General features: G+C 43.0%; 32 protein-coding genes, 1 tRNA gene and 1 pseudogene. 23 read left to right on the forward strand and 11 right to left on the reverse strand.

Annotated elements, in window-relative coordinates:
• Positions 1 to 183 precede the first annotated feature (183 nt).
• From G9G53_RS16585 to G9G53_RS16615, 7 genes are all read left to right on the forward strand, one after another.
• Entirely contained in the window at positions 184 to 1,143 is a 960-nt protein-coding gene (locus tag G9G53_RS16585; protein WP_023989418.1) for an ABC transporter permease, read from the forward strand.
• Positions 1,144 to 1,164: 21 nt separating this feature from the next.
• Entirely contained in the window at positions 1,165 to 1,788 is a 624-nt protein-coding gene (locus tag G9G53_RS16590) for a YesL family protein (RefSeq protein ID WP_165149131.1), read from the forward strand.
• Between the two features lie 28 nt (positions 1,789 to 1,816).
• On the forward strand, positions 1,817 to 3,337 hold the full coding sequence (locus G9G53_RS16595) for an extracellular solute-binding protein (RefSeq protein ID WP_029517726.1): 1,521 nt from the start codon (positions 1,817 to 1,819) through the stop codon (positions 3,335 to 3,337).
• A 171-nt stretch (positions 3,338 to 3,508) separates the two neighbouring features.
• Positions 3,509 to 4,870 carry a glycoside hydrolase family 28 protein gene (locus G9G53_RS16600; protein ID WP_165149133.1) on the forward strand — a complete coding sequence of 454 codons (1,362 nt, stop codon included), beginning with the start codon at positions 3,509 to 3,511 and terminating at the stop codon, positions 4,868 to 4,870.
• 23 nt (positions 4,871 to 4,893) lie between these two features.
• The gene (locus G9G53_RS16605) at positions 4,894 to 5,778 is read left to right on the forward strand and encodes a dienelactone hydrolase family protein (protein ID WP_029517724.1); all 885 of its coding nucleotides are present in this window, start codon (positions 4,894 to 4,896) and stop codon (positions 5,776 to 5,778) included.
• 25 nt (positions 5,779 to 5,803) lie between these two features.
• Positions 5,804 to 6,760, forward strand: a complete 957-nt coding sequence (locus G9G53_RS16610; RefSeq protein ID WP_029517723.1) for a pectinesterase family protein — start codon at positions 5,804 to 5,806, stop codon at positions 6,758 to 6,760.
• A gap of 16 nt (positions 6,761 to 6,776) precedes the next feature.
• Positions 6,777 to 8,354, forward strand: coding sequence for a glycoside hydrolase family 43 protein (locus G9G53_RS16615; RefSeq protein ID WP_165149135.1), 1,578 nt, complete (start codon positions 6,777 to 6,779; stop codon positions 8,352 to 8,354).
• 60 nt (positions 8,355 to 8,414) lie between these two features.
• On the opposite strand, the gene G9G53_RS16620 is transcribed toward G9G53_RS16615, so the two are convergent.
• On the reverse strand, positions 8,415 to 9,302 hold the full coding sequence (locus G9G53_RS16620) for a LysR family transcriptional regulator (RefSeq protein ID WP_165149137.1): 888 nt from the start codon (positions 9,300 to 9,302) through the stop codon (positions 8,415 to 8,417).
• Between the two features lie 118 nt (positions 9,303 to 9,420).
• Here G9G53_RS16620 and G9G53_RS16625 point away from each other — a divergent pair, with 118 nt between their 5' ends.
• Both G9G53_RS16625 and G9G53_RS16630 read left to right on the forward strand, forming a co-directional pair.
• Positions 9,421 to 10,446 (forward strand): YeiH family protein, encoded by a 1,026-nt coding sequence (locus G9G53_RS16625; protein WP_069010298.1) that lies wholly within the window; start codon positions 9,421 to 9,423, stop codon positions 10,444 to 10,446.
• 239 nt (positions 10,447 to 10,685) lie between these two features.
• Positions 10,686 to 12,230 (forward strand): GH25 family lysozyme, encoded by a 1,545-nt coding sequence (locus G9G53_RS16630; protein WP_029517719.1) that lies wholly within the window; start codon positions 10,686 to 10,688, stop codon positions 12,228 to 12,230.
• A gap of 71 nt (positions 12,231 to 12,301) precedes the next feature.
• On the opposite strand, the gene G9G53_RS16635 is transcribed toward G9G53_RS16630, so the two are convergent.
• On the reverse strand, positions 12,302 to 12,568 hold the full coding sequence (locus tag G9G53_RS16635) for a DUF2642 domain-containing protein (RefSeq protein WP_025719729.1): 267 nt from the start codon (positions 12,566 to 12,568) through the stop codon (positions 12,302 to 12,304).
• A gap of 168 nt (positions 12,569 to 12,736) precedes the next feature.
• Here G9G53_RS16635 and G9G53_RS26730 point away from each other — a divergent pair, with 168 nt between their 5' ends.
• The gene (locus G9G53_RS26730) at positions 12,737 to 12,865 is read left to right on the forward strand and encodes a hypothetical protein (protein ID WP_013371969.1); all 129 of its coding nucleotides are present in this window, start codon (positions 12,737 to 12,739) and stop codon (positions 12,863 to 12,865) included.
• A 189-nt stretch (positions 12,866 to 13,054) separates the two neighbouring features.
• Here G9G53_RS26730 and G9G53_RS16640 read toward each other — a convergent pair whose 3' ends face one another.
• On the reverse strand, positions 13,055 to 13,285 hold the full coding sequence (locus tag G9G53_RS16640) for a hypothetical protein (protein ID WP_029517718.1): 231 nt from the start codon (positions 13,283 to 13,285) through the stop codon (positions 13,055 to 13,057).
• Positions 13,286 to 13,397: 112 nt separating this feature from the next.
• Positions 13,398 to 14,063: a cupin domain-containing protein gene (locus tag G9G53_RS16645; RefSeq protein ID WP_165149139.1), complete on the reverse strand. Its 666-nt coding sequence runs from the start codon at positions 14,061 to 14,063 to the stop codon at positions 13,398 to 13,400.
• A gap of 458 nt (positions 14,064 to 14,521) precedes the next feature.
• Between G9G53_RS16645 and G9G53_RS16650 the strand changes: the two genes are divergently transcribed.
• The 6 genes from G9G53_RS16650 to G9G53_RS16675 all read left to right on the forward strand — a co-directional run bounded on the left by G9G53_RS16650 (position 14,522) and on the right by G9G53_RS16675 (position 19,116).
• Complete coding sequence (locus G9G53_RS16650) at positions 14,522 to 15,175, forward strand: cell wall hydrolase (RefSeq protein ID WP_039272217.1); 654 nt, start codon at positions 14,522 to 14,524, stop codon at positions 15,173 to 15,175.
• Between the two features lie 183 nt (positions 15,176 to 15,358).
• Positions 15,359 to 15,709: a hypothetical protein gene (locus G9G53_RS16655; protein ID WP_029517714.1), complete on the forward strand. Its 351-nt coding sequence runs from the start codon at positions 15,359 to 15,361 to the stop codon at positions 15,707 to 15,709.
• 31 nt (positions 15,710 to 15,740) lie between these two features.
• On the forward strand, positions 15,741 to 16,727 hold the full coding sequence (locus G9G53_RS16660; RefSeq protein WP_165149141.1) for a ketoacyl-ACP synthase III: 987 nt from the start codon (positions 15,741 to 15,743) through the stop codon (positions 16,725 to 16,727).
• 201 nt (positions 16,728 to 16,928) lie between these two features.
• On the forward strand, positions 16,929 to 17,477 hold the full coding sequence (locus G9G53_RS16665; RefSeq protein ID WP_165149155.1) for a GNAT family N-acetyltransferase: 549 nt from the start codon (positions 16,929 to 16,931) through the stop codon (positions 17,475 to 17,477).
• Positions 17,478 to 17,610: 133 nt separating this feature from the next.
• Positions 17,611 to 18,714, forward strand: a complete 1,104-nt coding sequence (locus G9G53_RS16670) for a glycerol dehydrogenase (RefSeq protein WP_029517711.1) — start codon at positions 17,611 to 17,613, stop codon at positions 18,712 to 18,714.
• Positions 18,715 to 18,900: 186 nt separating this feature from the next.
• Complete coding sequence (locus G9G53_RS16675; protein WP_013311038.1) at positions 18,901 to 19,116, forward strand: hypothetical protein; 216 nt, start codon at positions 18,901 to 18,903, stop codon at positions 19,114 to 19,116.
• 72 nt (positions 19,117 to 19,188) lie between these two features.
• On the opposite strand, the gene G9G53_RS16680 is transcribed toward G9G53_RS16675, so the two are convergent.
• Positions 19,189 to 20,220, reverse strand: a complete 1,032-nt coding sequence (locus G9G53_RS16680; RefSeq protein WP_029517710.1) for a glycosyl hydrolase — start codon at positions 20,218 to 20,220, stop codon at positions 19,189 to 19,191.
• A gap of 31 nt (positions 20,221 to 20,251) precedes the next feature.
• The gene (locus G9G53_RS16685) at positions 20,252 to 20,530 is read right to left on the reverse strand and encodes a hypothetical protein (RefSeq protein ID WP_029517709.1); all 279 of its coding nucleotides are present in this window, start codon (positions 20,528 to 20,530) and stop codon (positions 20,252 to 20,254) included.
• Between the two features lie 353 nt (positions 20,531 to 20,883).
• On the opposite strand from G9G53_RS16685, the gene G9G53_RS16690 reads away from it, so the two are divergent.
• The 3 genes from G9G53_RS16690 to G9G53_RS16700 all read left to right on the forward strand — a co-directional run bounded on the left by G9G53_RS16690 (position 20,884) and on the right by G9G53_RS16700 (position 21,695).
• Entirely contained in the window at positions 20,884 to 21,066 is a 183-nt protein-coding gene (locus G9G53_RS16690) for a hypothetical protein (protein WP_029517708.1), read from the forward strand.
• A 53-nt stretch (positions 21,067 to 21,119) separates the two neighbouring features.
• A complete protein-coding gene (locus tag G9G53_RS16695; RefSeq protein WP_029517707.1) occupies positions 21,120 to 21,446 on the forward strand; it encodes a YnfA family protein in 327 nt (108 codons plus the stop codon).
• A 96-nt stretch (positions 21,447 to 21,542) separates the two neighbouring features.
• Positions 21,543 to 21,695 (forward strand): hypothetical protein, encoded by a 153-nt coding sequence (locus G9G53_RS16700; RefSeq protein ID WP_165149143.1) that lies wholly within the window; start codon positions 21,543 to 21,545, stop codon positions 21,693 to 21,695.
• A 75-nt stretch (positions 21,696 to 21,770) separates the two neighbouring features.
• On the opposite strand, the gene G9G53_RS16705 is transcribed toward G9G53_RS16700, so the two are convergent.
• Together G9G53_RS16705 and G9G53_RS16710 are read right to left on the reverse strand one after the other, a co-directional pair.
• Positions 21,771 to 21,959, reverse strand: a complete 189-nt coding sequence (locus G9G53_RS16705) for a hypothetical protein (protein WP_023989396.1) — start codon at positions 21,957 to 21,959, stop codon at positions 21,771 to 21,773.
• 130 nt (positions 21,960 to 22,089) lie between these two features.
• The gene (locus G9G53_RS16710) at positions 22,090 to 22,248 is read right to left on the reverse strand and encodes a hypothetical protein (RefSeq protein WP_013311032.1); all 159 of its coding nucleotides are present in this window, start codon (positions 22,246 to 22,248) and stop codon (positions 22,090 to 22,092) included.
• A gap of 235 nt (positions 22,249 to 22,483) precedes the next feature.
• On the opposite strand from G9G53_RS16710, the gene G9G53_RS16715 reads away from it, so the two are divergent.
• Positions 22,484 to 22,569 (forward strand) — tRNA-Leu (locus G9G53_RS16715).
• Positions 22,570 to 22,650: 81 nt separating this feature from the next.
• Here G9G53_RS16715 and G9G53_RS26920 read toward each other — a convergent pair.
• Positions 22,651 to 22,875 (reverse strand): annotated as a pseudogene (locus G9G53_RS26920) (hypothetical protein); the annotation flags it as partial.
• Positions 22,876 to 23,109: 234 nt separating this feature from the next.
• On the opposite strand from G9G53_RS26920, the gene G9G53_RS16725 reads away from it, so the two are divergent.
• From G9G53_RS16725 to G9G53_RS26530, 3 genes are all read left to right on the forward strand, one after another.
• Entirely contained in the window at positions 23,110 to 23,529 is a 420-nt protein-coding gene (locus G9G53_RS16725) for a hypothetical protein (RefSeq protein WP_165148885.1), read from the forward strand.
• A 284-nt stretch (positions 23,530 to 23,813) separates the two neighbouring features.
• Positions 23,814 to 24,008, forward strand: a complete 195-nt coding sequence (locus tag G9G53_RS26525; protein WP_238437939.1) for a hypothetical protein — start codon at positions 23,814 to 23,816, stop codon at positions 24,006 to 24,008.
• Positions 24,009 to 24,016: 8 nt separating this feature from the next.
• Positions 24,017 to 24,358: a hypothetical protein gene (locus G9G53_RS26530; RefSeq protein WP_238437940.1), complete on the forward strand. Its 342-nt coding sequence runs from the start codon at positions 24,017 to 24,019 to the stop codon at positions 24,356 to 24,358.
• Positions 24,359 to 24,655: 297 nt separating this feature from the next.
• On the opposite strand, the gene G9G53_RS16735 is transcribed toward G9G53_RS26530, so the two are convergent.
• The gene (locus G9G53_RS16735) at positions 24,656 to 25,111 is read right to left on the reverse strand and encodes an AraC family transcriptional regulator (protein ID WP_165149145.1); all 456 of its coding nucleotides are present in this window, start codon (positions 25,109 to 25,111) and stop codon (positions 24,656 to 24,658) included.
• 164 nt (positions 25,112 to 25,275) lie between these two features.
• Positions 25,276 to 25,620, reverse strand: coding sequence for a hypothetical protein (locus tag G9G53_RS16740; protein WP_165149147.1), 345 nt, complete (start codon positions 25,618 to 25,620; stop codon positions 25,276 to 25,278).
• Between the last annotated feature and the right edge of the window lie 653 nt (positions 25,621 to 26,273).

Below are 26,273 nucleotides of genomic sequence, written 5' to 3' on the forward strand. Positions count from 1 at the left end.
CTAAGCCTGGAAAAAAGCGAATGATCATTAGGTTGTGTAGTAATCATTAGCTAAGGTGAAAGGTTGAAAAGTAGGCTGCACACCCAATTTTGTAAACGCTATCATTTGGTGATTATATGCGGAATGCTGAAAATCGCATACTCTTGAAAACGTATACAGGAACGTTTGAAGGAGGTCGAACTAATGAAAGTTTCAAGTGTCCCCGCACCAAACATGAAAATGAAAAAGAACAAAAGAACGACGGAAAGCCTTTTACGAATGCAGAAACACAAGCTGCTCTATCTAATGGTTTTACCCGGACTGGTATACTTCATTATTTTTAAGTACTTTCCTATGGGGGGATTGGTGATTGCATTTCAGGATTATCAAGCTTTTCAGGGAATCACAGGCAGTCCATGGGTAGGCATGAAGCATTTTATTCGTTTGTTTACCGAGCCTACGTTTTTTATGCTGCTTCGCAATACGCTGGTTTTGTTTGCATTGAACATTGTAATCTTTTTTCCATTGCCCATCATTTTGGCGCTTATGTTGAACGAAGTCAGGAAGATGTTCTTTAAGAACATTATCCAAACCATTATCTACATCCCGCACTTTATGTCATGGGTTATCATTGTTTCGATTTCTTATGTATTCCTAACCGTAGACGGTGGGGTGCTGAATGAAATGATTGCCGCGCTAGGTGGTGAGAAGATCAGTTTCTTAACTTCTCCGCAATGGCTGCGAACAGTCTACATCGGGCAAGTGATTTGGAAGGAACTGGGCTGGTCTACCATCATTTATCTATCTGCGATTACAGTGGTAGATACGCAATTGTATGAGGCAGCAGAGATGGACGGAGCTGGACGCCTGAGAAAGACATGGCACGTTACCTTGCCTGCGATCCGCCCAGTCATTATTACATTGTTAATTTTGAAGATCGGTAGCACGTTGGATTTGGGCTTTGAGCATATGTATCTGCTATTGAACTCCTTAAACCGCGAAGTTGCCGAAATCTTTGACACTTACATTTATACTGCGGGCTTAAAGAATGGACAATTAAGTTTTAGTACAACGGTAGGGCTTTTTAAAGGTGTGGTAGGTTTAATCCTGATTATGGGCTCCAATCGACTGGCCAAGAAATTTGGTGAAGACGGCGTTTACTAATGACGACGGGAAGGATGCAAAATGGTGCGGTTTGTAGAAAACATGAACAAATGGTGCATGCGCCTGCTACGCCTGGTCTACCTTAATTTGCTTTGGACGGTTGCGACGATTCTGGGCTTGGGTTTTATAGGCGTTGGGCCTGCAACCGTTGCTATGCTTAGTATTTTAAGACAGTGGATTCGGGGCAATGAGGAAGTCGCTATTTTCCCGACGTTTGTACGTTACTTTAGAGAAAGCTTTAAAGAAGCAGCAATCATTGGGGGGCTTTACAGCCTTGTGGGTTACGTGCTCTACGTGGATATCGTCAACGTCTCGTCCTGGTATGTTCGTGTGGTGACGCTTATTGGAGCCTTTTTGTATCTTATCTCTTTGGCCTATATTTTCCCGCTGCTGGCTCACTATGATTGGAGAGGCATCAGACTGAAGGTCAAGATGTCGATCGTGATTGGATTTTCGTATTTACAATACACGCTTGTTCTTTTTGTAGCCATTGTCGTGCTATTTGCATTGATTCTAGGCTTGTACCCAGGAATTCTAACTTTTGCCGGAGCAAGTATTATGGGCTATCTCGTGATGTGGATGACGCATCAGGTATTCAGCAAAATAGAGCGAGAGGTTCTGGTGAAAGAGGAAGATATGGCATGAATATACAAACAGAAAAGGAGCAAACACGATGAAAAAGGGAATCACGACGAAAAAGGGAGTATCAGGCCTTCTTGCTGTACTAATGGTCATGAGTGTTTTTTTAGCAGCTTGTGGTGATAAGGGGGGAGAGGATCAAAGCGGCCAAACCTATGATCCGAAATCCAAACTGGAATTTACCTGGTTAAACGTATTGCATACAGCTTCTCCGCCTACAGAAACGATCAAAAGCAAAATTGAAGAATACACCAATTCTAAAATCACGTTCAACTGGGTGCCGGATGCTTCCAAAGAAGAGAGAATTACCACCGCACTGGCTTCTGGTGAACTGGCTGATATGGTGACGCTGACGATGATGACTAACTCTTCAGTGCGTAGTTCATTGAAATCAGGACTATTCTGGGATGTAGGAAAGTATTTGGATGATTATGAAAATTTGAAGAAGATCCCGCCTGAAGTGCGAGAAGCCGCATCCATTGAAGGGGTACTGTATGGCGTTCCGTTCCAGAAGAATCTGGCTCGGGCAGGTCTGGTCATTCGTCAGGATTGGCTGGATCGCTTAGGATTGAAGGTGCCGACGACACTGGATGAGTTGTATGAAGTTGCGAGAGCGTTTACAGAAGATGATCCGGATGGGAATGGAAAAAAGGATACGACTGGATTTGTTGACAGATCGGATCTACGCTACAGCAGCTTCAAAACTTTAAGTTCCTACTTTGGCACACCTAATGGCTGGAAAGTAGATGAAAGCGGAAAGTTTACGCCGGAATTTGATACTCCCCAATATTTGGAGACCTTAAAGTATTCGAATAAGTTATACAAAAACGGATATCTCTCTAAAGACTTTGCTGTAACCGCTAAAACGGACCAGCAGCAACAATTTGCACAAGGTAAAGCAGGTATTTATACAGGCATGATCGATATCTCTAACCTCAGAACCTTGTCCCAAGGCCTGCAAAAGGGGCTGAAGCTGGTACCAGTTAACAAGATTTCGAATGGAGATGGCAAATACCACGTATGGTCTGAGGGAAGCGGGGTAGGAGGTTTGCTGGCATTTCCGAAATCCGAAGTAAAAACAGAAGCTGAGTTGAAGAGACTGCTGCAATTTGTAGATGATTTAATTGACAAAGATGTATATATGTATATGACCGGTGGTATTGAAGGCACTCATTATAAAATCGAAAAAGATGGAGCCTTCAAAATTACGAATACAGATTTGTGGCAAGCAGATGTTCAGCCATTTTCAAGCTCCAGACCAAGTGAAGTGACTTATAACTTAAAAGATGCCAATCCAGAAAAGGAACTGGCTAATGAATTAGTCCGAGAAAATAATGAATTTGCTGTTCTGGACCCGACCGTGCCACTGGATTCAGTCACCGCTAATGAGCAAGGAACAGAGCTGGAGAAAATCATTACCGACGCCTCCTTCAAATTTATTATGGGTGAGCTTGACGAAGCCGGATTTAAAGCAGCCGTAGAAAACTGGAAAAACTCCGGTGGATCACGGATTACTGCTGAGTATGAGGAAGCGTATAAGAAAACGAAAAAATAAAGATATAGGTTGAGCATGAGTGTACATGAATTGCCACTACGCAGGCGGAAGGTGCTTACCATCGCTGACACTTGTCCAGCACCATTCCGCCTATTCCGTTTTCCAGTGTATTTTCAAGCCCAGTCTATAAATCATTTTCGTATTCACAAAAAAAAGACAGGAGAGAACGAAATGCAATTGTATAACATTGTAGAATATGGAGCAGTTCAGGATGGCACGACGTTGGCTACGGGAGCGATTGCGGCTGCCATTGAAGCGGCCAGCAATGCTGGAGGAGGAACCGTTGTTGTTCCGTCTGGGACGTATCTGACAGGTGCTATCTTTCTGAAAAATAACATTGAACTACATGTAAGTCCTGGCGCAATTCTGTCCTTCAGTACGGATCTGGCTGATTACCCTGTAGTGGAATCCAGATGGGAAGGCGTTCAGCGGGAAGTGCATGCGTCATGCATTTATGGACAGAATCTTGAGAATATTTCAGTTACAGGTAGCGGAACGCTGGATGGAAATGGTCAGCCGTGGTGGGAAAAGCACCGAAATCATCCAGAGGAGTTACAGTATCCGAGACCCAAATTAATCAGCTTTGACCGTTGTCAGCGGGTTACCATTAAAGATGTTATGTTAAAAAATTCCCCCAGTTGGACTGTGAACCCCATCGCTTGCTATAACGTTACGATTGATAATTTGTCCATTCTTAACCCGGCGGACTCCCCCAATACGGATGGCATTAATCCTGAATCCTGTTCCAATGTTCGTATTAGCAACTGCAATATAGATGTGGGCGATGATTGTATTGCGATCAAAGCAGGGACCGAAGATACACAAGAGCGAATTCCATGTGAAAATATTACGATTACCAACTGTACGATGGTGCATGGACATGGCGCAGTTGTACTGGGGAGCGAAATGAGTGGTGATATTCGTAATGTTACGATCAGCAATTGTGTGTTCAAGCAAACAGATCGGGGTATACGTCTGAAATCCAGACGGGGACGTGGCGGAATCATCGAGGATATCCGCGTCAGCAACATTGTGATGGAGGAGGTCATTTGTCCATTTATTCTGAACCTGTATTATTTCTGCGGCCCTCGGGGCAAAGACAAATATGTGTGGGACAAAAATCCCTATCCGATTACCGATGAAACCCCGTGCTTTAGACGAATTCATTTTTCCGATATTACGGCACGACAGGTTCATGCGGCTGCTGGATTCTTATACGGACTAGCAGAACAATATATTGCTGAAATTACATTCTCCAATATTGATATTTCTATGGCTAAAAATGCAATTCCCGGTCGTCCGGCCATGATGACAGGGATCGAAGATATGAATAACCGTGGTTTTTATCTAGGTAACGTGAGGGATATTCGTTTTCAACAGGTGGCGATTGAAAATCATCAAGGTCCTGCCTTTTATATTGAGAATGGGGAAGACGTTGAAATCAATCGTTGCCATTCGAAGAATACAGCTGAGCCCGAAAAGCTGATAGAACAAGTAACGATACAACCTTCTGAACAAAATAGGATGAATTAGGAGGACATGAAAGGAGGTACAACGTGGATAAATTACAAGCATTGTTGGGAGACCTTCCGGCAGATCGCCCTATAACGGCAACTCTGTTGAATGAAGAAGAGCGTGAGGGGTACCGACTGGAGTGTCTCCTGCTGGACTTGAACGGGATCGAATCTGTACCCGCTTATGTAGCTACACCCTTGCAAGGGAACGGTCCGTTTCCAATGGTCGTTTTTAACCATTCGCATGGGGGCAACTATACGAATGGACGTAAGGAACTGCTCCATAGCAGCTCTTACTTGCAGCAGCCCTCGTTTGCTACAACCCTGACAGACATGGGGTACTGCGTATGCTGCATTGACATGTGGGGCTTCAATGAACGTGGGGGCAAAACCGAAAGCGAGCTGGTAAAGGAAATGCTCTGGCAGGGCCAAGTGCTGTGGGGCATGATGCTGTATGATAACCGTCGCTTGGTGGATTATATGTGCCAGCGTGAAGACATTGATGCTTCCCGTATCGCAACAATCGGTATGTCGATGGGCGGACTCATGGCATGGTGGATGGCTGCGTTAGATGAACGGATACAGGTTACGGTTGATATTTGTGGACAGGTAGATGCCCATACGCTAATCGCTAAACGGGGATTGGACCATCATGGCTTTTATTCCTATGTCCCCGGCTTGCTGAAGCATTTTACCACCCTTGATATTCAAAAGCGGATCGTACCTCGTCCACGGATGAGTATAACAGGTCAAAATGACCGGATGTGTCCTATTGAAGGAGTCGAGCATTTGGCAAAAGGGTTGCTGGAAGCTTACCAGCAGGCAGGTCACCCAGAGCATTGGCAGCCTGTGATTGCAGGCGGTGGACATATGGAGACGCTGCAAATGCGCACGGCGTGGCAGACATTTTTAGCCAAGCACCTGTAAATCAAATGAAAGGATCGGGGTAATCATGCTAGTTGGAAAAGAATCCTTTTGTGATTTCCATACGATTCAGGAGGCAATTGCTGTATTGGAGCAGTCGGCTTCCAATGAAATGGAAACGTTAACTATTTTATCAGGTATTTATGAGGAAGAGGTGCGAATTTACCGTTCGTATCTTCATATTATAGGCATCGGGCAGGTAGAGATTCGAATGAATCGGTATGCCAAGGAGCGGAATGAAGCGGGTGAGGAAATAGGGACCTTTGCGACACCCACTTTATTTTTAGGCGGTAGCCATCTGATCTTGGAAAATCTCACGATTTCCAACACGGCAGGACAGGGAGAAGCCATTGGGCAGGCCGTTGCGGTATACGCTCATTGCGATGAAACGGTCTTTAGAAACTGTACCTTTAAAGGGCACCAGGATACTTTATTTACAGGCCCTCTACCTCCTGCACCGAAAGAACGACTCCAGTTTGGTGGAATCCATTTGAAGGAGCACCATAGACACTATCGGCAGCTCTATCAGCATTGTTATATAGAGGGTACGGTGGACTTTATTTTTGGTGGGGCTACCGCTTATTTTGAAGATTGCGAAATTCGCAGTTTACGCCATCATGAGAACCAAACGAGCTACGTCACAGCCGCCTCTACGCCGCAAGGACAAGCGTATGGCTATGTATTCAACCAATGCTACCTAACTGCAGAGCCTGATATTACCCCGGTTTTTTTGGGCCGTCCGTGGCGGGAATATGCCAAAACCGTATTTGTCGATTGTAAAATGGGCGATCATATTGACCCACGTGGCTGGGACAATTGGAACAATGTTGCGAACGAGAAAACCGTCTGTTATCAGGAATATAACGGACCCGATGAAGTTGCTACGTTACGTAAGCAGCGTGTTCCGTGGGCGGATTGTTTTGAGGCGGGAACAGAAGCATGGAGCAAGGAACAGGTTTTTGCTGAAGTCACATTTTGGAAGTAAGGAGAAGTGAGGTCTCATGATGATCCAAAATCCCATATTAAAAGGCTTTAATCCCGATCCGTGTATTACACGAGCCCTGGATACTTACTATATTGTGGTGTCATCGTTTGAGTGGCTGCCTGGAGTACGGGTGTACCAGTCCAAAGATTTGGCCCATTGGGAGCACTGCACAGATATTTTGACCGATCAGGTTGACTTAAGAGGTAATCCTAAAAATTGCAGTATTTGGGCACCACAGCTTAGTTATGCGGATAACCTTTTTTATCTGCTCTATACGGATGTGAAAAGCACCAAACGTCCGTTCAAGGATGTTCATAATTTTGTGATGACGGCGCCTACGATCCAAGGACCGTGGTCGGAACCCGTTTATCTGAATAGTAGCGGATTTGATCCGTCTTTATTTCATGATGATGACGGACGCAAATGGCTGTTGAACGCATTGTGGGATTATCGCATGTTGGAAAGCAATAAATCTTCCGGTATCGTCATGCAGGAGTATGATAGCAAGCAACAACAGCTCATTGGGGAGCCTGTTAAAATCTTTGATTGTACTCCTTTGAAGAAAACAGAAGCGCCTCATATCTACAAGCAAAACGGATATTATTATCTTGTTACAGCGGAAGGCGGAACGGGTACGGGGCATGCCGTTACCGTAGCACGCTCGAAGCAAATAACCGGACCATATGAAGTAGACCCGCACAACCCGATGCTTACATCACGTGATCGACTGGATTCCCCGTTACAATGTGCAGGACATGGCAGTCTTGTACAAACACCGGACGGCGAATGGTACATGGCTCATTTATGCACACGCCCGGTAGAGGGGAAATATGCCATTTTGGGACGGGAAACAGCCTTGCAGCAAGTGTACTGGAATGATGAAGGCTGGCTGCGATTAACCGCGGGGGGCCATACGCCTCAATTGGAGGTGCCTGCACCTCAAGGGACAATTTCGGTTAAGCAAGAGCAAAAGAGTAATATTTTCGAGGATTTTTTCGAGGGAGCCCTATTAGATAAAACGTGGAACACATTGCGTATCCTAGCGAACGAGAGCTGGTGTTCATTAAGTCAGCGCCCGGGCTATCTTCGAATCCATGCTGGGGAATCCATACAAAGTCTGTTCCAGCATCACGTGCTTGCCATTCGGCAAACGGATCATCATTTCCGGGTAGAAACAGCACTGGAGTACCAGCCAACAAGCTATTTGCAGATGGCGGGGCTACTACTGTACCTTAATGAAGAAGATTATTTGTACGCCTATATTAGCTATGAGGAAGGACAAGGGAAGGTACTGCGCTTGATGCGATGTGAAGCCAATACATTTACTTTAGTTCCCCAAGCGATTACGCTTCAGGACGATCTTCCTATACATTTAGCAGTGGAAGTCCATGCATCCCACGGGCAATTTTATTATGGAGTCGGAGATAAACCTGCTTGGAAGCGACTTTTTGAAATGCAGGATATCAGCTTTTTATCCGGTGGTTTTACAGGGAATTTTGTAGGTATTGCTGCTCATGATATGCAACAATTCCAAGGAAGCTACGCTGATTTTTCTCATTTCCTATATCATGGTATGGATCATCTTTCCTCATAAAAAATATTATAATGATTAATGTTGAAAGCACCTTTATGGGTGCTTTTTTGTTTATGCACGTTATCTTTTCACATTATAACTTCGCAAAATCTCCAAAAAAGCGGTGCATGCTTTCGTCTCAAATACCGCAGAAGGGGTCAGAAAAGAAAATTTCCGAATGAACGGGAGATTGAGAATATCCAATACTTCTAATGTTCCCAAAGCAAGTTCCTTCTGAATGACCCATTGGGACAGCAAAGAAATCCCCAAGCCTGCTTCTACAGACTCTTTGATGATCTGTGTACTGCCAAAATTCATCATATGAGAAGGATAAAATCGAAGCTGTGCAAACATCTTTTCAGCCGCCTCCCGGGTTCCAGAGCCTTCTTCCCGCAGAATCCAGATCTCCTCATGCAGCTCATTTATATCCACTTGAGATTTACCAGCCAAACGATGATTTTGCGGAACGACGATATACATTCGATCATCAGCAAATGATTCAATGTGTAGATGGTCATGCTGAAATTCTCCTTCGATAATCCCCACATCCAGTTGATTATGGATCACGAGCTTTTCAATTTCCAATGTATTGCCGATGGTAATGGAGGGCTGAATGAGTGGATACTGGATTCTCATTTGCGCAATCACATGCGGCAGCACATATTCGCCATACGTGTAGCTTGCACCAATAGACAGGTTACCCTTTGCCGTATGCATTAGCTCATCCACCAAGTACTGCATACGTGTATGGAGTCGGATAATCTCCTGGGCATGATGATACACAATTTCACCTGCTTTGGTTAAGCGCACATATTTATTACTACGCTCCAGGAGACGGGTTCCTACGCTACGTTCCAGCATTTGAATATACTGACTTACCGCAGGTTGGGTCATGTGTAATACCTCGGCAGCTCGTGTGAAGTTTTGTTTCTCTGCGACCCTAACAAATACGATTAAAGATTGGTCCAAAGCCCATTCCTCCAAATTTATTATATCTATTTACTTATTATCATAATTATAATGATTTATTTTTCTTATGACAAAAAACATATTAAGCTGGATGTATGTAGAATTGGAGGGGTTCACCATGAATAGTCATACACAACATACCAAATTATTTTCGAACAGAGGGCGATTATTCCAGCGTATATTTGGCATTATCCTAACGATGTTATTTGCTTTGGCAGGCTACGGTCTGAACGAATTGCCAGGCTTTCATTATGTAGGTCCATTGGCTTGTGCCATGTTTCTCGCTATTCTGTACCGACAGTTGTGGGGATACCCTGAAGCTGTGCGCTCAGGGGTTGAGTTTTCAGCAAAGAAAATACTACGCGGAGCGATTGTGTTATTTGGGCTGAAGCTGAATATGGATGTTGTCATTCATCATGGACTGGGTTTACTTTTGCGTGATGTGGGCACCGTTGTATTTTCCATCTTTTTTACGGTTTGGCTGGCAAAACGTTTCAAGGCAGATGCTTCGCTTTCGCTTCTTCTTGGTATTGGAACAGGAGTTTGCGGTGCAGCAGCGATTGCAGCGGTTTCTCCCTTGTTAAAATCCAAAGATGAGGATACAGCCATAGGAGTAGGACTCATTGCCTTGGTTGGTACGATATTTGCCATTTTGTTTACCGTGCTTCGACCCTGGCTTCCTTTGACGGATATGCAATATGGGATCTGGTCGGGCGTCAGTTTACATGAAATTGCACATGTGGCCTTAGCTGCAGCGCCTGCCGGACAGGATGCTCTTGCAATGGGCTTATTAGCCAAACTGGGGCGTGTTTTCTTGCTCATACCGCTCAGCTTTGTTTTAATGGTTTGGATGAAACGAACCGGAAAAATTCGTACAGATGCTAAAGTGGAGTTTCCCTGGTTCCTCATCGGCTTTATGGCTACAAGTGTTGTGGGCAGCTATGTTTTTGGAAAATATATTGTAGTTCCATCTAGTCTGACAAACGGAATTTCTCAAGTTACCACCTTTATGTTAACGATGGCTATGGTAGGTATGGGGCTGAATGTGAGCTTTAAGGCTTTGCGAGAGAAAGCAATGCTTCCCTTACTGGTACTGTCTGTTACCTCGATTATTCTTATAGGTTTAACATTTTTAACAGTATGAACATGAAGTATTCGTTTGTGATAAGATTGCTAGTAAACCAGATTAATAAAACTGGAAAAAGCTCTGCTTGCTATATAGCTGGTAGAGTTTTTTAGTACTTTTGTATGATAAAACTGAAATATGTACTGAATCAATCGTAACTTTTTACATATGATTCGCGTCTATCAAAATGGAGGTCCTGAGAATCATAGAGTGCAAGAATTTCATAAGCGAAAATATAGAGAATGGTAGGGTACATAATGAAGAAAATTTGTTTATTTGCTTTTTTGTTTCTGTTTCTACTAGCATTTCCAAGAGAGAGTCACGCTGCCTCTTCGAGTTCACATCTTCAGTTAGACGGTAAAGATATAAGTGTTGGCAAAGGTGTTCAGATTCAAGAAGTAAAGGGGAATATACTGGTTCCACTCCGTCTCATTGTAGAGGAATTGGGTTATAGCGTGAATTGGGAGTCCAAGACAGGGACCATAACTATACATAAGCAAAATCTTAACCTCAGTCTTCAGGTCAACAATCCCATGGCCTCTGTTAATGATCATCAAATGGGATTGGCTGTAGCGCCTTTGCTTAGAGAGGGGACGACTTATGTTCCGCTTCGCTTTGTATCCGAACAGACAGGGGTTGATGTGGTCTGGAACAACGAGCTTAAAACCGTGTTCCTGACGACTCCACCTGCTTCAAGCGGGAATAGCGAGTCCACTCATGATCATTCTGCTACTCCAGCTGTAAGTAATCCTAAAGAGAGTGCGCGCACGGCTATAAACCAAATTAGCTTCGCTAATCACCAATTGACTATAGCTGTTAATGGAAAAGTAACCCCCAAAGTAACTACGTTGACTCATGCAGACCGTATTGTTGTAGACATACCGGATACAAAGTTTGCTGAGGAATTTCTAGCATCGCAATCATTTGACAATAGTGGACAAGGAAGTTTTCCAGTCACAGAAGATCCAGATGTTTCCCAAGTAAGATATTCCATGTTTAGTACAACTCCCGCATCGGTACGTATTGTGGTTGATCTTAATAACAGCACACCTTTTCATATACTCAATGCAGATGATGGTAAGGTTGTTATAGCATTGGATCAGGAAACGGAGGAGCCATCAACTACCGAGAACGTTTTACCTACCATACCTGTTGCACCTGTGATTTCTTCCGATGGACACGCGCAAGGGATTGACGTCTCACACTATAATGGCAATATTGATTGGCAGCAAGTGGCAGCGGCAGGTAAAACATTTGCTTTTATTAAAGCTACAGAGGGCACAAAATATCAAGATAATCAATTTTTGATAAATGTACAGGGTGCCAGAGAGGCTAACATCTTGGTTGGCGCTTACCACTTTTTGAACGCAACTACCGCGGATGGAGCTCGTCAGGAAGCTGCTAACTTTGCTAGGGCTCTAGATTCAGCAGGAGGCAGGCTGGATCTGCCCCCTGTGATGGACTATGAAAATAACCCCAAAGGTCTTACTCCTGCACAAATTAATGAAGTGGCTCATGCCTTTTTGGATGAAATGGAGAGGCTTACCGGACGTCAGCCGATCGTATACACGGGTAATGTCTTTGCTTCCAAGTTTGATCCTACATTTTCTATGTATAAACTGTGGGTAGCCCGATACAGCACTACGCAAAAGCCGACCGCGGTTCCAGCTTGGAATAACTGGTGGGCTTGGCAGTACAGTAGCACAGGCAGTGTTCCGGGTATTCGAGGCCAAGTGGATTTGGATGAATACAACGGAACGATAGATGAACTCCGGGCTTCACTTGGAGGAGAGCTCGATTAGCATAATCATATCATGATCAATCCTCGCGAATCCGGAATAGGATCTGCGAGGATTTTTAATGTCTGTTTTGTTTAGTTGGGCATGATCCATACGATTTCGCTGATTCGAACAAAGAATTTTTTCCCATATACATCTAAAATGACATGGTCGGGCTTACAATCAACTACGCATCCATCAATTCTGCCACGAGTGGTCTCAAGTACAACGTACTTGCCGATCACCGATTTTAATGTTTCTACGACGTATGGATCTACAGGGTGCACCACGACGTGGTGAGAGGTAGGATGGTGAGGAAAAGGTTGATTAACGTTGTAATTGAGCATTTGATTTGAATTCAATTGCTTCACTCCTTCAAGATTAGTTGTGTTATCCTATGCTCCTGCCTAGGAAAGGTGTAGGCTAATGCCCATCAGCGAAAACATTCATAACATTGCCAAAAAGCCCGGTCCATAGGAAAGCTCAATACATAAGCTATGTTGTACCTTGAATTGAAGGAGGCAATGACCATGAGTGAATGTGAAAGAGGTTGTGGCGGCGGTTCAGTAGGAGGCTACCCAGGAGTTTGGACATCGACAGGAGCTATTCTGGTACTGTTCATTCTGCTCGTTATCATTACGAAGTCTTTATGGGTTTAATTTAAAATGAGTAGCTTAACCCCCCATCGGTATATAACTGATGGGGGGTTAAGTGTTTTAGAGGATGGAATTAATGATAAAACACCTCACATAACAGCGTACAAGCCCTACACAAATGGTGCCGGGCTGGACAGCTGTCATTTGAGGTACATTGGCATCTATAGACAGGAACGGACAATGGGTCAGGGATTAAATTAACGCAATCGCCAGCAGGGTGAACAGGCTCAATGTTAAGATTTGATTCCCATACCCGTAGCCAGGGTAAAAGGCAGACGTTTGTACACGTCCGTTCCGTTCTGTTTTTAAGTACACATTATTACGATCCACATCCATAATGGTTCCTTCGTACTGTTTTCCGTCCATGGTGAGAATACGCACCTTTTTATTCATGCAGTTCAAACAGTTGTAGTAAGCATCCATTCCATCACCCCCTCTTATACATTGGCATTTTATGAGAGGGACGGTCTTATGGTAACGGCGAACATACAGGGAAAAGGTATTCCCTCGAACTTAGGACCTGACTAGAGTTAGCCTATTCTTGATAGGGATTAAAAGAGAAGCCAGGATATCCGTTAGTATAGGCGTAATCTCTTTGGGGGACGGCTTGATAGTGTGGTGAAGTATCAGCAAGCCTCACATGTATCCCAGGTTTTCGGGGGGGCTGCTGCTTGCAGTCATTGGGAGGACCGATGATGACAGGCTTTTTAATAGGGACGAGCGCTTCCTGAACCTTATTCTCATCCAGGCAGTAAGTATGAGCCATAATGTTATTTGGCGTTAGGCGCAAAATGTCAGATCCCAGTATAAATTCAGGGGTCGGGGCATCAAAAATCGTCAACAAATGAGTGTTATCCATCGTGGCGACCAGATAATGCCACCATCCTTGAGGGACGTTAGCCACTTGGCCAGGTGTGATCGGAAAATGTCGTAACTCGCGGGTAAAGGGGTTAATCAGTGACACGGTTACGGCTCCAGAGATGCAGTAGACCAGTTCTGTGGCATTTTGATGATAGTGAGGCTCCACAACATTAGCAGTGCTGAGGCGAATATCCAGCAGCGATACATTTGCCAATGTATTCAGCTGCTGGATCGACAGCTCGTTGATCGAATTTTGAGCATCCTTCTGAAACAAAACATTGTCTCTTAAATCATAGGTGAATTGTACAGTAGGAGAGGTGTAATCCATATATGAATTCACGCGTCGTTTCCAGCCTTTCTGTTATTCGAAATTTGAGGATCGTACGCTACTCTATGCATACGCCCATATATGTGTGCGCGGAAATGTGATTTGAATTCATAGAAATCAGGCTTCGATCCCGGGTAAGTTAAAGCGAAAAATAGCGAAAAAAGTCACGTATTCAAGTGTGTCCAGAACATGCTCCATTGCTTTTTAATACACGTCATTCCTTTAGGGATGGCGTTTTATTTGCTTGGGTAGTCTTAGGACCAGAGCCGGATGATACGTAAATGCGGCTTGTGGTATACTGCAACGGACGTGTGAAAGCATGATTGTCCCATACCGTATGTAGCCACGCGTCATTTCTGCAGCTAGGCATAAGTTATGTCATAAGAAACATCATCGGATAAACGTCCCTGAGTTGTACAGGCCGGAATGGTTGCACCGGACAGAACATGAAAGAGGAGGTTGTCTGGAATATGAAAAAATTATCTATTTTAATCCTGTCCTGCGCATGTATGTTAGGTACTGTATTGTCAGTCGCACCAGGACAAGCACAAGCACAATCGTCAGCTTTGAAGAAAGGGGTTCAAAGCGAACGGGTGCTGGAGCTTCAACAGCAGCTTCATTCGCTCGGTTATTTCAAAGCCGGGTTTACTGGGTACTATGGTTCTCTGACCAGTAAAGCGGTGACTCGTTTTCAACGGGATAACGGTCTGACACCTGATGGAGTAGCCGGAGCGGCTACACAAGCCAAGCTGAAATCCTTCGGTAAGGTGCGCGTAACCGCGCTGGATCAACTGGCTCGTATCATTTATTCTGAGGCGCGCGGAGAATCGTTTGAAGGTCAAGTGGCTGTCGGCGCTGTCGTATTAAACCGTGTTCAGTCCGGCGAGTTTCCAAGCTCGATCCCGGACGTTATTTTGCAGCCTGGCCAATTCACCGCTGTACAGGATGGACAATACCGCCTGAAACCCAACAAGACTGCGTACCGCGCAGCCAGACAGGCACTTAATGGTGCTGATCCGACCAATGGGTCCTTGTTTTATTACAACCCGGCCATTGCCACAGCCAAATGGAGTAAAAGTCGCCCGGCTGTCATCTCACTCGGTCGCCATACGTTTACGAATTAATTTCACATGAGAATACGCAAATTTCTAGCCGTCAGTTGCTTCTTTAGGAGCAGTGACGGTTTTTTATATTCGCAAATTTGTAATATTTTAGTGGTGATTTATCTGATTTAATATTAAAAATTCTACCTATTATTCCGATACTCTTAATAGACAAAAAAATGAAATTAAAGGAGTCTTTCTAAAATGAGTCAACATCCTTACACTATCGAAGTAGATCAAGCCATGAAAACGGTACATATGGCGGTGAATGGAGTGTTTAGCCAGGAGGAGTATGATAGCTTTGTAAAAGATTATGTAGCCAAAACCTCATCCATTCAGGCGTCCAGCTTTACACTCAAGGTAGATTGTACCCAGATGGCACTTTTGGGTCCGGGAGAAGTGGAAAAATTGAAGGGCTCATTTGTACGTTATAAAGAAACCGGATTTGCCAAAGTAATCTTTGGTATCAGCCTTCAACAAACCATTATTAAAATGCAGCTTGGTCGAGTAGCACGCGAAGCAGGATTAAACAACGTAGATATTGTTGTACAATAATGCGCTGACGTATGTGTAAGGGGGAAGCCTGATGAGCCATATCAAAATAAAAGCACTGGGTGTGTACCATCCGTCCCATTCGTTGGATAACGAATACTATGTTCGCCATTTTGACGAGCGGGGCAAGGATATTCGACGCTTCATGGAGCATATGGGCAGAAGACAGCGTTATATCATTGATGACCCGAACGAAAACGGTTTAACCATGGGAATTGCGGCTGCGCAAAAAGCTTTGGAACAGGCTGGTATGACAGGCTGTGACGTGGATATGATCGTGTTCTCCACTCAAGTTCCTGAGTCACTGTTTCCGATGAATGCCTTGTTTGTTCACCATGCGATTGGAGCCAGACATGATGTGGCCGTGATGGATTCCAACGCGAATTGTGCAGGGATGACAGTCGCTGTCGATCAAGCCAGTCGGTCGATGTTATCTAATCCTGACGTGCGGACAGCGCTTATTATCGGTTCGGATTATAATTCACTCATTTCCGGTCCGGAGGATGAGATTACTTATGCGAACTATGGAGATGCTGCATGTGCGGTTATTTTGGAGCGTACAGAAGAAGACACCGGATTTATAGATTCTATGTATTTTACGGACCCAGTCAATATAGATAAAATTTTGTACCCGGCTCAGGGATTAGCGGCAACACTCCAAAGGAATGCCCCCGGAAAATATATTCAGTGGCTTCCGTTCGATGCTAATATGGCCTTGCCTCCTACATTTGATCTGCTTGAACGCATTTTAAAAAAGAATGGGCTATCGCCTCAGGATGTACGGGCTTATTGTCTGTCTCAGTTCTCGTTAGCAAATGTATTAAAGATTCAGGATCACTTGGAGCTAGAGGATGCCCAAATGATTTATGTGGGTGATCGATATGGTTACACAGGAACCAGTAGCCCGTTCATTGCTCTTTATGAAGGTATTGAATCGGGTCGTATCCGGCGTGGTGATTATGTGCTGTTCTGGACGATTGGAGCTGGGTATCAGCTGGTTGCTATGTTGTTTAAATATTAGTTATGCGAAGACCTTGCAGTTGCAAGGTCTTTTTGTGTATCACACAATGACAATTGTAATGATTTGGTTGTGTTATGTTTGATTATTTTGTAAAATTTAAACATTGAATTCATAAGGGAGAGCTTATATTGCGGACATCGGATAGCATGACAATTGTGACAGAAAACATAGCACACATTTCATAATAGGAGCTGAAGGGTCATTAAAATCGAAAATTTATTTTATGGAGAACGAATAAAGCTGGCCGCAGTCAGGGAAGAAGATGCCGAAGTGATGTTCAAATGGGGTGAGGATGCGAAGTATCTGCGAAATGTAGATACAGATTTAGCGCTTCCTTATACGTTGAAACAGATGGAGTCAGAAGGATCTCCCAGATCTAACGAGGTCTATTTTCGATTAAGAACATTGGTAGATGATGTCTTGATCGGATTTGTTGCTATCCACGGGATTGAGTGGAATAATCGCAGCGGACAACTGGCAATAGGTATAGGTAATACGGAGTACCGTGGCAAGGGCTTTGGGGCAGAAGCTGTAGGTCTCATTCTTCGGTATGCGTTTTATGAGCTCAATTTAAATCGGGTCGGCTTGGATGTGATTGAGTACAATACACAAGCGATCCGAACTTATGAGAAGGCGGGGTTCCAGCTTGAGGGTAGAGTTCGTTCCGCTGTTCTTCGTGATGGCAACAGTTATGATCGTATCATGATGGGTATCCTGTATTCTGAATGGAGCTCGACTGTTCAAGTATAATAGATACACAATTTGTTCATAAAATATTCCATAATAAGCCTTTTAATAATGTGAAAAGAGGTTTATAGTTAAGGGGTCACATGCCCAAATGGTTATTAATTTGAGTATGAGTCAAAGCTGAGGAGGAATTTACATGGCAAACGTTGTAAGATCCATCACTTCACCCAAGAAATTTATTTCTGGACAAAATCTGCTCTCGTCGTTAAATGACTATATTAAGGATTATGGCGATAAAGCCTTTGTTATCTGCGATGAGTTCATACTTGAAAGGGCCCAAAAGGAGGCAGGCGCTTCAATTGAAGCAGCTGGTAACCAAGTGGTCTTCGAGAAATTCCAATATGAATGTACAAAAGAAGAGATTGATCGTAACCGCGAATTGGTGCGTAAACATGGTTCGAACATTATCATAGGCATTGGCGGGGGAAAAACATTGGATACCGCTAAGGCAACGGCTTATTATGAAAAGCTGCCTGTTGTTATTTTCCCAACGATTGCTTCTACAGATGCTCCTTGTACCGCGCTTGCGGTTATATACAAAAAAGATGGCTCTTTCGATGAATATCTGTTCCTGCCTACTAATCCAGACGTTGTACTGGCGGATACAGGCATTCTGGCAGCAGCGCCTGCACGTTTCTTTGCAGCTGGAATCGGTGATGCACTGGCCACTTATTTTGAAGCTCGTGCTTGCTATCAGGCCAACGGGGATAACCTGGTTCTGAACAAGCCTTCCACTACAGGGCTGGGACTTGCTCGTCTTTGTTATGATACGTTGCTGGAAAATGCTGTGAAGGCCAAACGTGCTGTGGATCGTAAAGTATATACTCGTGCGGTGGAGGATACGATTGAAGCTACCATTTATCTGAGCGGTGTTGGTGCAGAATCAGGTGGATTGGCAGCAGCACACGCCATTCATAATGGTATGACGGCTGTTCCTTCGCTTCATAAAGCACAGCATGGTGAGAAAGTCACATTCGGTTTGTTAACCCAGCTAGTGCTGGAAAATGCACCGAAAGAAGAACTGGAAACCGTGATTAAACTGGTTAAGGATGTAGGCCTTCCATTGACACTTCGTGACTTGGGTGTAGAGGAATTTGTTGAGGCTGAATGGCGCCAAGTGGCTGAAGCTGCTTGTGCATCGAATGATACAATGGTCAACATGCCGTTCCCGGTTAGTCCTGCTGACGTGTACAATGCAATCATTGCAGCGAATGCAATAGCAGAATCCTATCAAGAATAGTTTCTTCCTAAATCACGAAAATGGGTTTGCAAAAACGGGTCTGTCACATCACTGGCAGACCCGTTTCGTGTACGTGCACTACATGTGAAACGAAAGAAGGATACCAGGGACTTATATCCTATCTTGTTCTGACCGATATACATGTAACAGGGAAATTAGGTTGGTTACACAGCAGGAGGAGATTTGATGTTGGTGCATGGTAAAACACGTAGGGGCAACTTGTACATCCATATGTCCAGCGGTTTTCACAAAATTGGAGATTATCGGGAAGAATACTCTGTAGCACCGGGTGATCGGCTGATGTCTAGACTGTCCAAGCGGATCTACACCATTGTATCCGTACATCTTGGAGAAGAGGCATATGCCGATATTGATCTAGAAGAGGTTATCAGGAATAGTTAGAGAACTTTATTTGGATTTTGGTATAAAAAAGCTTTCACTTTGCTTCTAGAGCGAAGTGAAAGCTTTTTTCTTTCAGTCCAGAGATTCATGAAGAAGGTCTCGTGTAATGATATTATTTTGGTTCATAAAATGTCTGATTGCTGCTTGTGAATTGGTTGCCGACAGTTCCTTACCCCATGTCATGGCATAGGCCCAGGCTGGCTGGTTCTGCAGCACCTTCGCACTCGGCAGAATATTACTTTCTCCGATTCCCATAGGCTTGCCCTGCGCAAGCTTTAGTAATTCGGTGTAGTAAGAGGATTTGTAATCATTGTTATAGATATCAGCTGCAAGAATATCTACCCGGTTAATACCTGGGAAGGAAAGATCATAAGGAGTGCTATATGCGTTTGGGGCATTGGGACTCCACACCCACAACAGGTTATCCAGATGATGGACATGAGTAAATCGATCATACATTAAATTCCACAACTTGGCGTAATTTTGCTTGTCTCCCCACCAAAACCAGTTGCCGTTCATTTCATGATAGGGCCTCCATAAAACAGGTACATCCGCGTCTCGTAAGGTCTTAAGGGACAGAGCCACCTCATCCAGATCGGCGATCAGTTGTTTATATTGCGGGGTACCTGGCGTGATGTAACGATTAAATTCAGCTTGAGTAATTTTTGCTTGTACGTTTTTCCACGTTTTGGGTTTGCCCGGTAGCGCCTGATGGAAGGTAACAGCTACGATTCCGCCGCCCCGACTCCATTGGATAGCACTATTCACAACATGCTGACGTTGCTCTCGTAGGGCCGTAAGAGACTGATTGGCTAATCCTCCAAACTCATAGCCGTGAAGCCCTGCGTATTGTCCGCTGATTTGTTGTAGCTTGTTATTTTGTTCATCCGGTGCCTCTAAGTAATCATGCTGCCCGGAAATTAGCATACCATCCGGTACATTAGATAGGTAGGCAAGTAATTGCTTGGCTTTGGCAGAGGCCTGAACATTAATTGGCGGGGCGGCATCGGCAACAATGAACGATTGCTGAGAGCCGCTGAAGAGTAAAACAAGCATTAGCAGTAGCACCCTCTGTAACCAAAAGCGTGTTGAGTGAGATTTCATGGCGCTCCTCCTTTGATGCATGGTAATGGGATTAGTATTTTTCTTTTTGCTTTCTAAGCTGTATATAGGCACTAATAATAATCACCAGCAGACTAATCATGGCCCATCCATTGAATTCCTGTGAGTGTATCCAGTTGTCCCATACAAGGAAGCCTAAAATTACAACGAGCAAACTCATTGTGAGATACATTTTGGTTTGTGCTGGACGTTGAGTGCGTTTCGAAATCCAATGTATGATGCCGAAAACGATGGCTGCCTGAAATAAAAATATACCCATTATCATTAAACTTGCTAAAAAGATTGGGGACATCGGTATCCTCCTCCTGGGTTTACAAACAGAATATGCAGGTTGTAAACGGAATGTGGATTCTTGGATGTGAATTTAATTGCAAGTTGAGTAAACAATTGAGCACTGGTTACGATCTTGAACAAGTTGACTAAATTATACCATAACTACCGTCCTGCAATGAAAGACGTCTAAATACCCACTCTACCTTGATTCGACATCAGACTTTATATTCAGCGAAATATTGACATAAGGGGGTACACTTCACATATATGAAGATGCAATCAGAAATATGTGGTAAGTATATACATAAAAGCAACGCGAAATCGACGGAAAAGTTTGGTATGATTAAAGTGGATTGAAAAGGAGGTACTCTTATGAATGAAGAAAACAGACCCTTCTCTAGATCAGCAGATGCTGAAGGAGCAAAAGCGAACTTTGATGCCAATCAGCGGAAGCTTCACTCCGAGGGAGTGCCTAGCTTATGGCGTCAGGTCAGCAACCTGCTGATTCTGGTTGGTGTGATTGCATTGATTATCATTTTAGGTCGAGTGCTCTAATGAGATATCCCAAAAAAATCAAAAAAAATTTAAAGAATTAGGGATGTGAAATGGTGCTAAAGGCAGCTTTACTTTTTATATTGGCTGGCATCGCTGAAATTGGAGGAGGATATTTGATTTGGCAGTGGCTGCGGGAAGGGAAGACATGGTATGTCGGACTTTGCGGCGGATTAATTTTAGCTGTGTATGGAATTATTGCTACCTTTCAGGTATTTTCCTCCTTTGGGCGTGTATATGCAGCATATGGTGGTGTCTTTATTGTTCTTTCCATTGCATGGGGCTGGTGGATTGATAAAAAGACACCCGACTTGTACGATTTCATTGGTGGATTGATTTGTTTGGTCGGTATAGCTGTAATCCTGTTTCCGCGATCAGGATGATAGGACGAAAAACCCTTTTTTTATTTTTAAAAACATGACTATAGGTCTACAAAAACAAGCTTCATATTCCGAAATAGAACTTAAGGAGGGGGTTCTATGAACTGGAATCAAATGAAGCTTAGATTGAAATTTGGCAGTACCATGCCAAAGAATGAAGGTAATTTCTCTTTTGGTATCATGTGTGGACTCTTAATCAGCATCGTGCTGTGGATCTCGATCATTGGCTGGATCATGCTGATCTTTAAGTGATTTTACGAAATCGCTGTACATATCAAAACAAATGCATTAAGGGCTACTTTAAACCTATGTCCTATTACCCATGCTTTATTTTGTGAAATCGTTACGTAACTTGTCTATCCCGCGACCTATGGCTTCATCAATCATATCGGTAGCAGCAGGTGTATCTGCATCAGTGTCAGGAATGCGATTAAATCCTGGCTCGCGCTTGTCCAGGGATTGTTTATGTTCAATTTGATCGTCAGTACGATTCTTTTCAGAGTTATTATCTCTCATAGCACATCACAGCTCCTTTTATTAGATAAATTCAGCTTCTATACTTTACATAAACGTTTGTACTCCAGACTAAACGTTGATAAAAATAAAACCGGGGGGGAGTAAATCCCGCCCGGCACTTCCCAAACAACTAGCGATGCTCAATCAGATCAATCGCTCCCAGAACAACATGAGCCAGTCCGAAACCGAGAATGCCTGTAGCTGCAAGTTTATACTTACTGCTCAGCAACACAGCGCCTGAAGCCGATACTACCGTTCCAAGAACAGCTGGAATCATACCTTCACGCATTCGTAACACCCCTTCTGGTAGTTTGGAAAGACGTTTATTAGTGTAATTCAAATGTGCATAAGTTATACAAAAGAAAATTTTATTATTTTTTTTAAAAAACACTTTACAATCCGATGAAATTATCGTATTATATGTTGGTGCCCAATTGAACGACATTTACATGACGAGAACACTTCTGTGTTTCTCAGATACTTGTAAGACAAGTAAGTGTAAAGAGTAGCGTTCCTAAGATTATGCCGGGGTGGCGGAATTGGCAGACGCACAGGACTTAAAATCCTGCGGTAGGTGACTACCGTACCGGTTCGATCCCGGTCCTCGGCACTATTGTTTTTTTGAACCCCTTGATTATCAAGGGGTTTTTTATTTTTTAGTGATTGAAATCCTCGCTTCCATATCACAGGATCACAGGGAGTGAGCGCCTTTTTCGCTCCTGGGGACGGATTGGGGACGAACTTTTGGATCGAAGACATCGAGGTGTGCTTTTGTTTTACGACTAAGCTTCTTGGTGACGTGAGCATAGGTATCTGAAGACACCTGAGATGTGGAATGTCGCAATTGATGTTGAATCTCCTTGATAGATGCTCCCTGGCCAAGCAAATACGTTGCATTTGTATGGCGGAGACCATGAAGTGATACATTACGGAAGCCGTGCCGCTCACATCAGTTTTTCCACTGCTGGGACGGCGTTGTATGGTAATAGGGTTTCCCTGTACCTGAATGAAAAACAAAGTTACGATCCCCGCCTTTCCATGTCCCATTTGCCTTTGCCTCAAACCTTAGTTTACTCATGCCTTTAGCATGAGCGACCAGTTCCTCCATATACCATTGCGGCATATCTACATATCGTTAGATGCTTCATTCTTGGTATCTGTAATGTCCGCCTGGCCATTTTTGGTGCTTGAAATGCTCTCGTCAATCCTCAATTTGTTGTTTTCAAAGTCGCAATCGTCTTCGTCTAAAGCAATTAACTCACCGCGTCGGAATCCAATACGAGGTAGTAAATTAATTGGTAATGAAATCGAGGGAGGCATCATTACTAGGACCTTATTTCGAATAGCGAAAGAAGGTCGCCGTATTGAAAGAAATTCTACTGCTCTTACTGCTTATAACTCGCGCGATGGAGAAGCTATTTCTTTAGGGCAATATAATGATGGTGGAGCCTTACTCTTTATGGATAATGGAAGTCTAAGAGGAAGTCTATACGGAGATTCAAACGGGTTTCATTTAGGGAATATGGCTGGAGTATATATCAAATACACGGATGATATGGTTTATTTTTAAAGTGAAATAGATTTCAGTAATGCGACAGTAAGCGGACTAAAGATCGGTGCCGTTGAAGGCGTTCAGAACAAAGTGACCAGTTTACAAAATGAAATTGGAGAAATTCGTGGTGATCTTTTTAACGGCTTAATCATTAATGCTACTTTTGATCCGGGTACTAGAAAATTAAAACTATACAGTCAAGGAAGAACGGTAGTCACCGTCAATATTCCAGCAGGTGGAAGTTCTAGTAGTTCGACAACATCATGTTTACTGTATCTTCTGCCGATGGGAATATTAGGACAATGTACTATGCAGGAGGTGCGGTTGTTGCTACGGCTGGCAGTGCATTTGCGGATCCAATCAAATCTTTAGTCGGAGAGAAGGTCGCTGGGGAATATGTAGTCAAGGGAAATGGGAATTCACTTTCCGAAAATGCCATAGTCGTTGACGGGAAGGTGCACGTGCCTTTGCGAGCTGTAACCGACTCTTTAGAGTGAACTTAAAAGTGGATGGAAAGACAATTCAAATTGATTCATCGAATAATTCTTCTTCACAACAAGCAAATGCTGAAGTGAAAACTGTCGCAGGTAAATACCAAGGATGGCCTATTTATAATTTGGAAGAGAGGAAAACTGAGCTTGAGAGATTTGTAACAGATACAGAAAGTGACAAGGGAAATATGGTGAAGTCTCTTGAGATTTCTTCTAAGAAGACGGAGTCTACTTCAGATAAGTTTGCGGAAATCAGAGAAAAAAATGTTGAAGAAACAAAGAAAAATATACAAGAAGCTGAAACTAATATAGCTAAATATACATCATCGATTTTAATCTTAGAGACTTTAGATTGATCGAGGAAGGATACAGTTTCTTGGAGATACTTGATTCATAGATAAAGGAGTTGTTAACGACAACAAATTATACTAAATATCTTGAACTAAAACATCCAGCATTAGAAGAGGAACCAGAAAAGCAAACTCAGATATGAATAATACTGCAACTTACGAGATAATTCCTTCACAGCAAAGATGATAATGATACATTGATATAAACAAAAGCCCTCTTAAACGGAGGGCTTTTACTTTTATAACAGAGAATAGTATTAGACTACCTTCATTAATAGAAACAACTTATATCTCTCAATACGTCTATTGAATAGGAACGCAAATTTCGCAATAATGATTATTAATAAGTTCAACTGTATATCGCTCTAAGATAGGTCTGGTTTCATCTAAGCTGAACCTTTGATTTTCCAACTCCAGGAATATTTCAGCCCAAGCTTTTTGAACAGCTTCTGCTGTATGATTTATCTTAAAAACAGCGTATCTTCCTCCACTAATGTTGCTCAGGATTACTTCATAAGCATCAACACAGTAATCATTTGGAACAATCAAACACGCATCGTAGCGACAATTTTCCGGTTTTACAAATGTAGGATTATCTTGAGCAATACCGAGGATAATAGACGTATTATTAAATAATTCATTAGATTCAACCCAGAATTTAAATTTCTCCATTAGTTGTGAATTTGCAATTCCATAAGGACCAATCTGTCTCATGTATGCAATTCTACAAGACGGTATTTTTTCAATTTCAGCCTTCATATCTTCTTCTCTTTCTTTTTAAAGTACATCGATGTCTGAAATCATCTTATAATGCTTTAAAATGATAAACAACTCAATTTTAAAAATAGTCAAATTAGCGCCTAATACCATACATTGTTGAGCAGACTTATAGCGCCTGCTCAACAATGTATGGTATTCAACAATCATGTCCCGTTTGTTGAAAAGCCTTCGCCGTTTATACTCTGGTTAAGTAAAGTCGGAAAGTGATCATGCATAAAATGAGTCAACGCATCCCTGATGTTTCTATGCTGGCTCATATATTGAAATAAGATGTCCAAGGTGAGTACGGTTTTAGAGTCCTCAATACTAATAGTCCAGGTCGGTGGCTCCTCAGGAGCATAACTAAATTCCTTAATGATACCGTATGCTATACCTAGCTTTCCTAGCTCGTTAATTATTTTATGTAGAATATGATCAATCTCGCCAATCAGTTGGTCAATATAAATCTCATTCTGTTCCTGAGTATTACCATCATTCCAGTTATCCATTGCCTAATTAACCTCCATATGTCGTTGATTAAGCCAGTATTGATGTAACAAGGATCTCTATGTTGGTTTAACTATCGTTTTAAGATAGCTTAATGATTACTGCATTCCGACGAGAGCTTTTGTGAATTTATATATATATTTAACATGTCCCAATTACTGATAACATACCAAAGTTAAAATGTAACAGCAACAAGATAACTACATTTACAAAGATACATACTCTAAAAGCTATTATTCCCCTACGATATTGTTCTCTGCCAATTTGCTCATTTTTATAGTCGGTTTTTATCCTATTTTTATTGTGGATTAATGAAATTAATTCAGTAATCCCATTACCCCCCAAAGTAAGGTGAAGACTAAAAAGGTTGCACTAAAAGTTGATAAAAAAGTCTTTGATCCCGGGTCTGTTGCTAACCTAAAAGCGATATTAACCAATATCGTAAAAATAAATAAACAAAACCCTAACTTGAAGTGCACCCCTTAGAATAGACATTGGAATAAACCTCTGGTTTATCCGATGAAATCTAAGGGTTGCATTTTTTATGCCGGCGAAAAAGGGGACAAAGTTTAACAAGGATACGTTTGAAACCAAGGTAGAGGCCATACGACTCCATATTGAAGAAGGTTGGACGTATCGTAGACTCATGGAGAAG

The sequence above is a fragment of the Paenibacillus sp. EKM206P genome (assembly GCF_011066155.1).
GTDB lineage: Bacteria > Bacillota > Bacilli > Paenibacillales > Paenibacillaceae > Paenibacillus > Paenibacillus polymyxa_D.

What these genes read in the sequence shown, in the direction of transcription:
- G9G53_RS16735 (WP_165149145.1), bottom strand. Translation starts at nt 25,111, where the DNA reads ATGAAGGCTGAAATTGAAAAAATACCGTCTTGTAGAATTGCATACATG.
- G9G53_RS16610 (WP_029517723.1), top strand. Translation starts at nt 5,804, where the DNA reads ATGCTAGTTGGAAAAGAATCCTTTTGTGATTTCCATACGATTCAGGAG.
- G9G53_RS16670 (WP_029517711.1), top strand. Translation starts at nt 17,611, where the DNA reads ATGGCAAACGTTGTAAGATCCATCACTTCACCCAAGAAATTTATTTCT.
- G9G53_RS16590 (WP_165149131.1), top strand. Translation starts at nt 1,165, where the DNA reads ATGGTGCGGTTTGTAGAAAACATGAACAAATGGTGCATGCGCCTGCTA.
- G9G53_RS16660 (WP_165149141.1), top strand. Translation starts at nt 15,741, where the DNA reads ATGAGCCATATCAAAATAAAAGCACTGGGTGTGTACCATCCGTCCCAT.
- G9G53_RS16625 (WP_069010298.1), top strand. Translation starts at nt 9,421, where the DNA reads ATGAATAGTCATACACAACATACCAAATTATTTTCGAACAGAGGGCGA.
- G9G53_RS26525 (WP_238437939.1), top strand. Translation starts at nt 23,814, where the DNA reads ATGTACTATGCAGGAGGTGCGGTTGTTGCTACGGCTGGCAGTGCATTT.
- G9G53_RS16690 (WP_029517708.1), top strand. Translation starts at nt 20,884, where the DNA reads ATGAATGAAGAAAACAGACCCTTCTCTAGATCAGCAGATGCTGAAGGA.
- G9G53_RS16685 (WP_029517709.1), bottom strand. Translation starts at nt 20,530, where the DNA reads ATGTCCCCAATCTTTTTAGCAAGTTTAATGATAATGGGTATATTTTTA.
- G9G53_RS16595 (WP_029517726.1), top strand. Translation starts at nt 1,817, where the DNA reads ATGAAAAAGGGAATCACGACGAAAAAGGGAGTATCAGGCCTTCTTGCT.
- G9G53_RS16615 (WP_165149135.1), top strand. Translation starts at nt 6,777, where the DNA reads ATGATGATCCAAAATCCCATATTAAAAGGCTTTAATCCCGATCCGTGT.
- G9G53_RS16600 (WP_165149133.1), top strand. Translation starts at nt 3,509, where the DNA reads ATGCAATTGTATAACATTGTAGAATATGGAGCAGTTCAGGATGGCACG.
- G9G53_RS16675 (WP_013311038.1), top strand. Translation starts at nt 18,901, where the DNA reads ATGTTGGTGCATGGTAAAACACGTAGGGGCAACTTGTACATCCATATG.
- G9G53_RS16740 (WP_165149147.1), bottom strand. Translation starts at nt 25,620, where the DNA reads ATGGATAACTGGAATGATGGTAATACTCAGGAACAGAATGAGATTTAT.
- G9G53_RS16655 (WP_029517714.1), top strand. Translation starts at nt 15,359, where the DNA reads ATGAGTCAACATCCTTACACTATCGAAGTAGATCAAGCCATGAAAACG.
- G9G53_RS16705 (WP_023989396.1), bottom strand. Translation starts at nt 21,959, where the DNA reads ATGAGAGATAATAACTCTGAAAAGAATCGTACTGACGATCAAATTGAA.
- G9G53_RS16585 (WP_023989418.1), top strand. Translation starts at nt 184, where the DNA reads ATGAAAGTTTCAAGTGTCCCCGCACCAAACATGAAAATGAAAAAGAAC.
- G9G53_RS16700 (WP_165149143.1), top strand. Translation starts at nt 21,543, where the DNA reads ATGAACTGGAATCAAATGAAGCTTAGATTGAAATTTGGCAGTACCATG.
- G9G53_RS16640 (WP_029517718.1), bottom strand. Translation starts at nt 13,285, where the DNA reads ATGGATGCTTACTACAACTGTTTGAACTGCATGAATAAAAAGGTGCGT.
- G9G53_RS16650 (WP_039272217.1), top strand. Translation starts at nt 14,522, where the DNA reads ATGAAAAAATTATCTATTTTAATCCTGTCCTGCGCATGTATGTTAGGT.
- G9G53_RS16680 (WP_029517710.1), bottom strand. Translation starts at nt 20,220, where the DNA reads ATGAAATCTCACTCAACACGCTTTTGGTTACAGAGGGTGCTACTGCTA.
- G9G53_RS26730 (WP_013371969.1), top strand. Translation starts at nt 12,737, where the DNA reads ATGAGTGAATGTGAAAGAGGTTGTGGCGGCGGTTCAGTAGGAGGCTAC.
- G9G53_RS16630 (WP_029517719.1), top strand. Translation starts at nt 10,686, where the DNA reads ATGAAGAAAATTTGTTTATTTGCTTTTTTGTTTCTGTTTCTACTAGCA.
- G9G53_RS16710 (WP_013311032.1), bottom strand. Translation starts at nt 22,248, where the DNA reads ATGCGTGAAGGTATGATTCCAGCTGTTCTTGGAACGGTAGTATCGGCT.